General features: G+C 44.5%; 8 protein-coding genes and 2 pseudogenes. 4 read left to right on the forward strand and 6 right to left on the reverse strand.

Annotated features, from left to right (window positions below):
* Positions 1-156: 156 nt before the first annotated feature.
* Positions 157-1,494 (reverse strand): histidine phosphatase family protein, encoded by a 1,338-nt coding sequence (locus BGL89_RS19050; protein ID WP_286827093.1) that lies wholly within the window; start codon positions 1,492-1,494, stop codon positions 157-159.
* Positions 1,495-1,924: 430 nt separating this feature from the next.
* Here BGL89_RS19050 and BGL89_RS19055 point away from each other — a divergent pair, with 430 nt between their 5' ends.
* On the forward strand, positions 1,925-3,172 hold the full coding sequence (locus tag BGL89_RS19055; RefSeq protein ID WP_286827094.1) for a DUF4912 domain-containing protein: 1,248 nt from the start codon (positions 1,925-1,927) through the stop codon (positions 3,170-3,172).
* Positions 3,173-3,294: 122 nt separating this feature from the next.
* Here BGL89_RS19055 and BGL89_RS19060 read toward each other — a convergent pair whose 3' ends face one another.
* Both BGL89_RS19060 and BGL89_RS19065 read right to left on the reverse strand, forming a co-directional pair.
* The gene (locus BGL89_RS19060; RefSeq protein ID WP_286827095.1) at positions 3,295-4,947 is read right to left on the reverse strand and encodes an acetolactate synthase large subunit; all 1,653 of its coding nucleotides are present in this window, start codon (positions 4,945-4,947) and stop codon (positions 3,295-3,297) included.
* Positions 4,948-5,248: 301 nt separating this feature from the next.
* Positions 5,249-5,728, reverse strand: a complete 480-nt coding sequence (locus BGL89_RS19065) for a hypothetical protein (protein ID WP_041804515.1) — start codon at positions 5,726-5,728, stop codon at positions 5,249-5,251.
* Between the two features lie 335 nt (positions 5,729-6,063).
* Here BGL89_RS19065 and BGL89_RS19070 point away from each other — a divergent pair, with 335 nt between their 5' ends.
* Entirely contained in the window at positions 6,064-6,687 is a 624-nt protein-coding gene (locus BGL89_RS19070) for an IS607 family transposase (RefSeq protein ID WP_286827096.1), read from the forward strand.
* A pseudogene (locus BGL89_RS19075) lies at positions 6,650-7,741 on the forward strand (RNA-guided endonuclease InsQ/TnpB family protein). Before BGL89_RS19070 ends, BGL89_RS19075 begins: the two are co-directional and overlap by 38 nt.
* Here BGL89_RS19075 and BGL89_RS19080 read toward each other — a convergent pair.
* Both BGL89_RS19080 and BGL89_RS19085 read right to left on the reverse strand, forming a co-directional pair.
* Positions 7,720-8,358: a PEP-CTERM sorting domain-containing protein gene (locus tag BGL89_RS19080; protein ID WP_286827098.1), complete on the reverse strand. Its 639-nt coding sequence runs from the start codon at positions 8,356-8,358 to the stop codon at positions 7,720-7,722. The pseudogene BGL89_RS19075 and the gene BGL89_RS19080 sit on opposite strands and share 22 nt — an antisense overlap.
* A 153-nt stretch (positions 8,359-8,511) precedes the next feature.
* Positions 8,512-9,070: pseudogene (locus tag BGL89_RS19085) on the reverse strand (TIGR04283 family arsenosugar biosynthesis glycosyltransferase).
* A gap of 231 nt (positions 9,071-9,301) precedes the next feature.
* On the opposite strand from BGL89_RS19085, the gene BGL89_RS19090 reads away from it, so the two are divergent.
* On the forward strand, positions 9,302-9,631 hold the full coding sequence (locus tag BGL89_RS19090) for a CoA-binding protein (RefSeq protein WP_286827100.1): 330 nt from the start codon (positions 9,302-9,304) through the stop codon (positions 9,629-9,631).
* Positions 9,632-9,637: 6 nt separating this feature from the next.
* Here BGL89_RS19090 and BGL89_RS19095 read toward each other — a convergent pair whose 3' ends face one another.
* A complete protein-coding gene (locus tag BGL89_RS19095; protein WP_286827101.1) occupies positions 9,638-11,497 on the reverse strand; it encodes an iron uptake porin in 1,860 nt (619 codons plus the stop codon).
* Between the last annotated feature and the right edge of the window lie 362 nt (positions 11,498-11,859).

An 11,859-nucleotide genomic window follows, 5' to 3' on the forward strand; every position in this document is an offset into this window, starting at 1 on the left:
ATTTTAGCAGATTCAGGGGCACCTGAGCGACTCTCAATCTAGCTAAAAGCCTTTTCCTGTAAGGTTTTTAGCTTTATTCAGCAGACCCTATTTAATACTGCTCACTTAAAACTCAAATCTGCTAACTGCTAACTGATAACTGATCACTGATAACTGTTATAAAGCGCCAGCTGCCGTGCGATCGAGTATTCCCGATCCTAGATGAGAGGTAATATTAACTGCTTGCAGGACCGGTTGAGAGTCAACTCCTTTGGCATAATCGATCACACTAACCGCGCCATTTCCCTGTTTAATATTCCAGAAATTGGCGGGTTTTAAACCCAATAAATAACAAAGAATCACCTTATTAATGGCATCGTGGGCCACTACCATAATTGTCTTAGGACTATCGCTATTACTATAGGTTTTAACGATTTGCCGCCAACAAGCGATCGCTCGATCCCAAACTTCCTGTAAATTCTCCCCTTCCGGCATTTGCACGGTTTCCGGGGCATTTTTCCAGTCTTCTAACATACCGGGGAAACTCGCTTCAATTTCCTCCTCTAATTTACCTTCCCAAAGTCCGTGACAGATTTCCGTCAGATCCACTTGGGTATCTAAGGTGACATCGGGGTGATATTGCAGGATAATTTGGGCAGTTTCCTTGGGACGGGACAAAGGACTGGTGACAGCGTGATCGATCGCCGTTTCTCGCAGAAATTCGGCGGCTTTCTCAGCTTGAGCTTTGCCGTTATCATTGAGAGGAATATCGCGCACACCTTGAAAACGTTTATCCCGATTCCATTGGGTTTCTCCGTGACGCACAAGCAGCAGCCTGGAACCTTGGAAAGGAGGACGCGGTGGGGGTAAAGCTATCCCTAAGTGTGCCGTTTGATTGAGGGATTCCACCTGCACAGGATCACCAAAATCACCTGTAAAATTGAGAACATTAACGCAACAGTTAGATTGTTGCAGGGAATGGTATAAGGAAACTGGAATACCGATCGCACTGAGGATTAAACAGCGATTAATGCCGTTATGGGCAACAATGAGGATAGTTTGGCCCTCGTGTTGGGGAATAATTTCTCGCCAAAAATCCTGGGCCTGTTGATAGAGGGAGAGAACGGGATAATGTTCTTGACCATCGGGCAGTATCATCTTAAATTCGTGAGGTTTTTGGTGCCAATCCCGATATTCTTGGGGGTATTGAGCTTTTACCTCCTCTTTGACCATATTTTCCCAGATAGGCAGATCGATTTCTAGTAACTGCGAAGTGGGTTGAATGACGGGAGAGTTATTTAAACGAGACTGAATCACCTCAGCAGTAGATTTGGCTCTTTGGAGAGGACTACAGTAAAAAGCGGCGATATCGATTTGACTGAGGGCATTTCCTACTTTTTCCGCGTCCAGATGGCCTTTTTCCGTCAAAACCGAGCCATCACTGCGACCTTGTATTTTCTGCTCTGCGTTATAACTGCTTTGTCCATGACGAACAATAATCACACGGGTAGCCAAGCGGTTCAGTCTCCTTAACTAAAAGTCTCAATATCAGATTACAGGCGATCGGGATCGGAGTACAAATCAGTGATCAGTGATCAGTGATCAGTAAACAGTGGGGAGCAGGGAGAGGAAGTCCGAGCATTTGTACTAAAATTTCTCAGATACAGTGTCAATGCTGGACAGAATATCAAAACTTCCTGACATGAAAATCTTTTGGGGATCAAGGGTTTGGCGATTTTGTCAAGAAATCATGACAAGGTACTTGGTCAAAATCGGAATCTTACTGTTTAATAGGTATTTATAACAAGCGATTCCCTTGATCCCCATCGAGTGGATCTCTCGTTCACACAGCAATCGATGAGTAGTTAGAAGGATTACCCAGATCACTGCTTTTGCAAATGCTCAAAAACATCTGCCGTCGTAACTAATCGGAGAGTGTCAACTCATGGTTCCAGAATACCCCCCCTTAGATGAGATGACCTTGCGGCAACTACGACGAGTTGCCAGTCAATACAGCATCTCTCGTTACAGTCGGATGCGGAAAACGCAATTAATCGAGGCAATTACCCAAGCTATGGGAGTAAGCGGCAATTTTAAATCTACTATTAAAGAGGAAAAACCAGTGGAAGCAGCAAAATTTGAATTAGGTCAAGCTAACCCGATCGAAGATGTCCTAGGTTCGGTGGATGATGGTTTAGGAGATCTGCCCGGTGGCTACGGTGAAAATCGCATTACCCTCCTACCTCGCGATCCTCAGTGGGCCTATGCTTACTGGGATATCCCCAACGAATCAAAAGAAGCTCTACGTCGTCAAGGGGGACAACAGTTAGCCCTACGTCTTTATGATGTCACCGATATCGATCTCAATAGCCAAGGCGCGCATAGCGTCCAAGAATATCTCTGTGATGAATTAGCCCGAGAATGGTATTTACCGGTTCCGGTCAGCGATCGAGATTATGTTATCGATATCGGTTATCGTTGTGCTGATGGTCGTTGGTTAGTTTTGGCCCGTTCTCCTTTAGTGCGGATTCCTCCCGTCTATCCTTCCGACTGGATTGAAGATATCTTTGTCACCGTTAACTGGGAAGAAGAACTGGTGGGCAAAACTGTTTACGAACTCGTTCCCCCCAGCAAACGCTACGGCAGCAGCGCAGGAATCACGGGAACTAGCCCCATCTACGACCAAATTTTCGAGAGTGTCGGCGATATCGAGGCCCTACGGGTGGCCGGTTCCTTGTTTGGTTCCATGCAGCACGTCGCTGGTTCCGTACCAATCTCGGAAGTGATCAGTTCTTATGTATTCCCCTCCGGGGTTGGTATGTGGGCAGTTCCCACGGTATCGGGACTAACCGCTTCCGGTATCGGCATAACTGCTTCCGGTATCGGTATGGGTGCTTCGGAAACCCTACAACGTCCGCGCAAATTCTGGTTAGTTGCCGATGCAGAATTAATCGTCTATGGTGCTACGGAACCCGATGCCACCGTAACTATCGGTGGTCGTCCGATTAAACTCAATTCCGATGGCACTTTCCGCTATCAGATGTCCTTCCAAGACGGTTTAATCGATTATCCGATTATGGCCGTGGCCGCCGATGGTGAACAAAATCGTTCTATCCACATGAAATTTACCCGGGAAACCCCCTCTCGCAATACCAACACTAAAGATGAGGCGGTTCTAGAATGGTTATTCTAGATTGGGTTTTCTAACGTTACCAAAGCCAACCTAATTACTTCCCCCTAGCTGAGATTTAGTTAGGGGATTTTTTTCGAGAAGATAACGGCAAGCTTTCGGGGGTTGCTTGCCGCTATCAACTTCTATTCCCAAATCTGACAGCTTAGATCGCCCGATTTTTGGGAAAGACGCAGATTTTCACCGTAATCGACGGGAACATCAATAACAGTGGGAACCTCTTGCCGGAAAGCATCCTCTAGTATCGGGATCAAATCCTGAGTAGATTCCACCCGATAGCCTTTTAATCCCATACTTTCAGCAAATTTAACAAAATCGGGATTACCAAACTTAATAAAAGAAGATGTCCCAAAATGGTTAAACTGCTTCCATTCGATTAAACCGTAACCGCCATCATTAAAGATGAGAGTGACGAAGGGAGTTCCCACCCGCAAAGCTGTCTCCAATTCCTGACAATTCATCATAAAACCGCCGTCCCCCGTCACCGCTACAATGCGTTTATCGGGATGAACTAACTTAGCGGCGATCGCACCGGGGATAGCAATACCCATAGCGGCGAAACCGTTAGAAATAATGCAAGTATTGGGACAATCGCAGTGATACTGGCGCGCCATCCACATTTTATGAGCGCCCACGTCGCAAATAGCGATATCTTCCGGTCCCATCACCTGACGCAGATCGTAGATCAATTTTTGTGGCTTGATCGGAAAACCCGTATCATTGGCATAAGTTTCGTAATCGGCCCGAATTTCCGTCTTTAATCCCGCGGTGACAGGAGTTGGTTTATTCTGGCGATCAGCCCGTTTGAGGATATCGATGAGAGAATCGGTGATATCACCCACCACTTCCACCACCGGGGCATAACTGCTGTCAATTTCCGCCGGAGTCATGCCGATGTGAATAATCGGTAATTTCCCGTCTGGATTCCATTTTTTCGGGGAATACTCGATTAAATCGTAACCAACAGCGATAATTAAATCACTGCGCTCGAAGGCACAACTAATCAAATCCCGTTGCTGTAATCCTACCGCCCAAAGAGCCAGAGGATGGGTATAGGGAATCACCCCCTTACCCATAAAAGTGTTAGCCACAGGGATATTCAAGGCCGTGGCGAATTCCGTTAAAGCCTCACTAGCATTAGCGCGAATTGCCCCATTTCCCGCCAAAATCAAGGGATTTTTCGCTTTAGAAATCACCGCCGCCGCCATGTTCAAAGTCCGATAGGAAGCGTAAACTTTTTCCTGACTATCGAGGGGCAAGGGATAACCATCGGCAGCCATAGCGGCGATATTTTCGGGAAGATCGATATGAACTGCCCCCGGTTTCTCACTTTGGGCGGTTTTAAAGGCTCTCCGTACCACTTCTGGGGTGATACCCGGCCGCACGATTTGTTTATTCCATTTCGTCACCGGGGCGAACATGGCCACCAGATCTAGGTATTGATGGGATTCAATGTGCATCCGATCAGTTCCCACCTGGCCGGTGATGGCCACTAAGGGCGCCCCATCGAGGTTAGCATCGGCTACCCCTGTCATCAGGTTAGTCGCCCCCGGTCCTAAAGTGGAGAGACAAACCCCCGCTTTTCCCGTCAAGCGTCCATAGACATCGGCCATAAAAGCCGCACCCTGTTCGTGACGGGTGGTGATAAATTTGATCGAGGAGTTTTTCAGGGCTTCCAAAACATCGAGGTTTTCTTCCCCGGGTAGCCCAAAAATATACTCGACCCCTTCATTCTCTAGACATTTAACTAGAAGTTCGGCTGTGTTTAATTCCCCCATAATTCCCTCCTGTAGAGCTTACTTCATCAGTAAAGTCTCTAGAGATAGTTCATCCCGGCGGATTGAGGTTGTTGCGCTCAACTCGTCGGGATGATATCAGTAGACTATATGTACCAATGCAGCTGAATAAAATTTTGTTTAAGTCTATCCATATACTATTGTGACTTAGATCTTGACCTTTGGCAGATTATTTATTAGTGAACTAGGAAGTTTTCGTTTTGGGGAGCCGGTCGTCAGGAGACTCCGAGACAGCTTTTATGTATTCTCCCCACACCCCACACCCCACACCCTGCCCCCAGTTTTATGCCGTTAATTCTTCCGCCGCGTGGGCTAGTTGGGCGGCGACTTTGGCTAAATAGGGACGACTTAACCACCAGATAAAGGGGGACAGCCAACCCCGCAGAGTGACAGAATAGGAAATATAACTACCACAGAGGGTTGATTCCACTTGGTAGGTCATTTTCTGTTCCATGCCGGGGATAGCGAGAACTCTTAGGCTGAGGAGTTCACCGGGGCGGACATTTTCCACAAAAACCCGGATAGGAATGGGAGTCAGACGGGTGACAGCTTGATAGATTAACCCCGGTTTAGCGATTAAACCCAAGGGAACATCAGCCTTGGCAATCAAAGGATGCCAAGAGACATCGGCCACATTGATTAATTTTTGCCAGAGGACATCGACGGGGGCAGTACTGACCACCCGATAGGTTTTGTAGAGTGAAAACTTACAGAATAGTCTGCCTTTGGCCGCTACAATCCTTAAGGAAAAATTGAGAATCACCGATTGCCTCCCGCAAAAATAATCTAGGGAATCTTCTATTGTAAAAAATAAATGGCTTTCCGGGAGTGTGCGCTTTTGATAATTTTAAAATATGGCAGTAAGCTCAAGGGGTGACAAAGAGGTTCAAAGGTAGGTGGTATAAAGATTATGCCAAATGTCCCCCAAAGAAATAGAGTGGTTATGGCAACCACGGCACTGGTATCTTCTAGTTGAAGACTTAAAAGGTTGCGATACAAAAGGTTCAACAAAGCAGGCGAATCTGGAGTAAGTAACAGAAACCAAAAATCTAACTAATATTATTTAAACTTGCTCATAATCTGTGCTATCATAGTCTTATGAGCAAGTTAACCATATCAGAAGCGGCTAAATTAAAAGGTGTAAGCGTATCAACTTTAAGACGTTGGGAGTCCGAAGGTAAACTAATACCCGAAAGAACCGCTAACGGACATCGGCGTTATACCATTTCTCAGTTGCTTGGAGTAAAAGAGAATCTCTCTTATACTGTTGGCTATTGCCGTGTTTCTAGTCATGACCAAAGGAAGGATTTGGAACATCAAAAAGAAGTTGTCGAACTGTTTTGCGCTCAAAATGGTTGGCAAGTTGAAATCATAGACGACCTAGGTTCTGGACTTAACTACAACAAGAAAGGATTAAAGCGATTAATCAGATTGATTGTTGATAGTAAAGTAGAGAGATTAGTCTTAACTCATAAAGATAGACTACTTAGATTTGGTAGTGAATTAATCTTTAGTCTGTGTGAACACTTTGGAACTGAAGTTGTCATTATCAATCGAACTGAAGACAGTACATTTGAGGAGGATTTAGCACAAGATGTCTTAGAAATTATTACTGTATTTTCTGCTAGGTTGTATGGCTCCAGAAGTCACAAAAATAGAAAAATCGTAGAGGAGTTAAGGGACGTTGCTACTAGGATTCAAGACGGAATTAAAACTGAATAATCAACAACGCTCATTATTATCTCAACACGCAGGAACCCCACGTCATGCTTGGAACTGGGGATTAGCTTTAACCAAGCAAATCTTAGACCACAACAAAGCTAACCCAAATGATAAAATTAAGTTTCCTACTGCTATTGACCTTCACCAATGGTTGGTAGCATTAGTTAAACCTGAAAATCAATGGTATTATGAGGTGTCTAAATGCGCTCCTCAATGAGCGTTAAGAGCTTTATCCAATGCGTGGAAACGATGCTTCAAAAAGATAGCCAAACCACCAAAGTTTAAGAAAAAAGGTAAACCGGATAGTTTTACTCTGGATGGTAGCATTAACGTTGCTCATCAAAAGATAAAAGTTCCTGGGATTGGTTGGTTAAAAACTTACGAGCGATTACCTCATGGATGCCAGCCAAAATCCGTAACTATTAGCTTTTTGGCTAATAGATGGTTTATTAGTTTTAAGATTGATGTTGAACGGCAAACAACCGATAAATATATCGACGGAATAGGAGTTGATTTAGGGGTTAAAAACCTAGCCACTCTTTCAACTGGTGAAGTTATCAAAGGAAGTAAAAGCTATCGTAAACACGAGAAAAAGTTAGCTAGACTTCAATACCTGAACCGACATAAAGTCAAAGGCTCAAACAATTGGAAAAAAGCTCAGAAGCAAATTGCTAAACTTCATTTTAAGATAGCTAACATCCGTAAGGATACATTGCATAAACTCACCACTTATCTGTCCAAGAACCACGGTAAGATAGTAATTGAGGACTTAAATGTTTCTGGAATGTTAGCTAATCGTAAGTTAGCTAAAGCTGTTCAGGACATGGGATTTTATCAATTCCTCGCTGATAGATGGTTTCCCAGTAGCAAAACCTGTTCCAATTGTGGATACAAAAAAGAGTCACTATCTTTAACCGAAAGAGTCTTTGAATGTGAACAATCACTAAAATTAAGAGTTAAATTTGGAAGGTTTCTAGACCGCATTTTTCCTCAAGTGGGGATGGAAAAATCCCATCCCCATACTTTGTCAATTTATCGTTTTTGTTTGAATTGAGAACCGATGCCCAAAAGTCCTAAACCTAATAATCCTAAAATTGCTGAAGGTTCGGGAACCGGTGTGACATTGATGTTATCAAACTGATGAAACGGGAATGCCTGAATCCATTCAACAGATACTAAATTAGTGAAGCTAGAATTAAAGGTAAAAGTTTCTAGGGTACTGAGAATTGCATCGGTAGTAAAAGCTTGGGTAACGGTACTAGAATCGGCTTTTGTTCCTGTAAAATTGACAGTCACACTATCATCACCATTGAGGCTAGTTAGTTGAATAGAATTTAAGTCAAATAAGCCTCCGCCATTTTGGGTTAATCTGGTGATTCCATCAATCTCATTATTGAATAAGGCGGTGGAACCGGGGTAACGAGATTCCTGAGTGCCAAAAAATGCAAAGGGCTCAGAAGTAGACAGGCTATCTAGGGTAAAACCGTCTTCGGTATAGGTAAAACCGGCATAATTAACGACTGAGTTATTTTGTTCTAAGCTTTGAAAATCGATAATTACAGCTTGGGCGGCTTGGAAAGGAGCTAGGATAGCTAGAGCTGCCCCTGCTACAAATAAGTAATGCTTACCCCCCCCCGCATTTTTGATTATTTTTGTTAATGTTTGGCTCATGGAAACATCTTCTTTGGTAGGGTTTCTTCGATTGTATAATTGTATTTGGCTCTCTTGGATATTGGCTGAAAAATGTTGACAACGTCACATTTTGGGCGCAAGCGTTGCGCTCCGACATTACACAATGACCTAAAATACTTTTTAAGCAAGCCTTTATGACCATAAACGATAAAAACTTTTCAACAAGCGCGGCGGAATTTTAAAATAATAACCAATAATAACTAATTGATTAACTAAGGTAGTTTTCCAGACTCCTAATTTTTGCCAACGTCTTGCCGAGGTAATCACCGATGCAGAAACTATGGCTATTTTACCCCTTTTTTTCAATCTTTGTATTAATTCAAAATCTTCCATAATTGGCAACTCAGGAAAACCGCCCAAATTTTAATTCAAAGGCTGCTGCTACTATCCCAGATTGGGATAAAGTATTGATAATTTGTTCTTGAAATTCATGGGGTAGTAAAGTATCTCCATGCAGAAATAACAAAATATCTCCTTTCGCTATTTTTGCTCCTAAATTCATCTGAAATGCACGACCTTTTCTGGGTGAAATAATTACTTTAGCTCCCAATTGTTCGGCTATTTCTCTAGTTTTATCCGTACTTCCCCCATCGACAACAATAATTTCTACTCCTGCACCTATCTGTTTTAACGTTGCTGCAATTCCTAACTCCTCATTAAGAGTCGGAATGATAATACTAAGATAATTCATCAGGTTTTGCGGTAACTAAAGTCAGAGTATTTAGTGGCAACCATCGGGTAAATTTTCCTACAGATACCGAGGGATTGATTTTGATTTGTAATAACTGTTTTTCCTGTAGAAAAGTTAAACATTCCTGTCAGTTTTCTAGAGTGGCTAAAGCTGGAGTCAAAAGTCGATACCAAATTAGGTTACACTTCATCTTTATGAGAAACGAAACTCTGTTCTAAGATAGGTGGGACAATGCCGAATATTAAAGGAGACGATGGTGCGCTCAAAACCATTTTCAGCAATAGTAAAATTATCGCAGTGGTCGGGCATTCCGAGAAATCGAGCCGCGCCAGTTATCAGGTGGCCAAATTCCTGCAAGCGGTGGGTTATCGAGTCTATCCGGTCAATCCTATGGTCAAGCAAATTGACGGTCAAAGCTGCTATCCTTCTCTAGAGGCTATCCCCGAACCTGTGGATATTGTTAACGTTTTTCGTCAAGGATGCTTGTATCCAGATAGAATATCAGCGTCTATTTGCCTAAAACAAAACCCCACCATGGGTGGGGTTTCGGGTTTAATTTAGGAAATCCTAGAAGGTAAAGGTTCCGCGGAGAGTGCCAATCCACTCGTTACCAGTGCCTTTGAACTGTTCAGGTGCAGAAATCCAGATGACACCGGGGGTGATAGAAATATTGTCGGTGACTTGGTACTTGTAGAACAATTCAACGTGGTAGGGAACGATGTTAGATACTTTTAGCCCCATGTCTCGGAAGCTTAAGTGACCGATGTAGGGCTGCGCACCAGCAAATAGACCTAAGATATTTCCTTCTTTACCTAAGTCGGGGAAGGCAATACCAGCACCGTAGGTCCACACTTCCGCATCACCGAGACCGAGTAAGCGCACGGTGGAGTAGGAACCGAAGGCACTCAAGCTGGCGAAACCAAGATCCACTGCACCGGTTAAACCGTAGCTATTGGATACTTTGGCTCCGAAGTTGAAGAAACCGACTTCATCCTGTAGGGTGACGCTATCAGGATCGTTGCCGTTGACGTTGAGCAGGGTATTTAACTGAGTTTGGGAAAGGTTAGCGGCGGAAGTCCCCGTTACACCGAAGGAACCACCGTTACCGAAGATGGCGGTATCGGCACCTTGGTAAGCGTTAACGTAGGTGAAGCCGACGTTGAGGAAGTTAAAGAGGTTAGCGTTAATCTGTGCTAAAGCGGCGTAATCTCCGTTAAAGAGACCATTACCCGGGTTAGGATTGGCCGCAGAACTAGAGCCACCACCACCGGCTAAGTAACCCAAGGATAGGGAGGTCGGACCGACAATGCTTTGGAGGAAGCCTAACTGTAGGCTAACACCACCCCCAGAACCACCACCGATACGGTAGATGGGGTTTTCGGAAGCGAAGGTAGATAGCGCACCATTACCACCGTCGAAGTCTTCAAAGAAGGGGTTAGTGGTGGGAACGAAGTCATTCCAAATACCACCCCAAGCGGCGACGTAGGTACTGAAGCGACCAAAATAACCTAAGTCAATCGGGGTATAGTAGGCCAACCAGTCGAGAACTACATTGCTACCGTTACCGGCCGCGGTCCAAGTTTGGAATAGGGAAGGGCTTTGCAGATTATCGAATCTGACGGAAGCGGGATCACCATTTTGCAGAGTGGTGGTCGATTTGTAATCAAATCCGAAGGGAGTGGCACTACCCGCCGCTAAACGAGTTTTCAATACGTCCTGACCGGTGAAGCTCGTGTTTAACAGCAAACGAGCGCGGTATTGCATGGCGGCCTGGGAGGCAGGGCTACCGGCACCGACCGTATCGGTGACAGCGAAGATAACTTCCCCAGCTAATTTGGTGGTGGTGGAGAATTGGTTATTTTCGAGGAAAGACACCCGGCTTTCTAAGTTATCAACTCTAGCTCCCAACGCCGCTAATTCGGCCTGGAACTCATCCATCAAGCGCTTGAGGGCATCTAAGTCTTCCTTGAGGACGTTGACACCATCTTGAATTAAACGCTCCATCACGTTTAAGCAAGCGTTTAAACCAGCCGCAAATTCCCAACGGGTTAAAGCTCGGTCGCCGCGGAAGGTGCGATCGGGATAACCAACAATACAACCATAGCGTTCAACTAAACTTCTTAAAGCCTCGAAAGCCCAAGCGGTGGGGGAAACATCCCGCAGTTGGTTAACGCTGGTGACTTGATCGATGGTGTTGCCCTGTACGGGTGCAACTTGACCTTCGTTACCGTACTGTTCGATCTGATTGATTAGTTCGCCAGTTCCTGCAGCGTTGTCCTGAACTTGAGCGATTTCTAGATTGTTAAATTCGGTAGAAACACTGGTAGATTTGGCGGGATCGAAGCTACTAGCATTAGCGGAAGCTACCAGGGTAGCCCCTAAAATCGCTGGACTAACCAGCAATGATTTCCAGAACATTCTTAACATGATGGTTTTTTCCTCACACCTTATAGGTTGACTACACAGTTTGACGACGCATATAGCCTTGCTATTCTTTTGCTATTATACACAATTTAATTACTTAGGGAAAGATGTGATCTCATTTTTTTTCCCTTGACCAGTTTACAAAGTGGCCACCCTGTCGCTCAATAGGCTCGTCTAGACGAGTCGGGCAAGGTTCTGTGATTTTGATAACGGCCACTGAACTGGGTTGTTGTCAGGTTAATTGTTGACATCCTCACCGCCGTAAACGGACGGTGATTCCTAAACCTCACGATTTAAGTTTCTGCTTCAACCACCGTTGCATACCACGGTTAAAAAACCATGTACTGTCTTACACAAAGTCCACA

Source organism: Microcystis sp. LSC13-02 (assembly GCA_002282935.1).
GTDB lineage: Bacteria > Cyanobacteriota > Cyanobacteriia > Cyanobacteriales > Microcystaceae > Microcystis.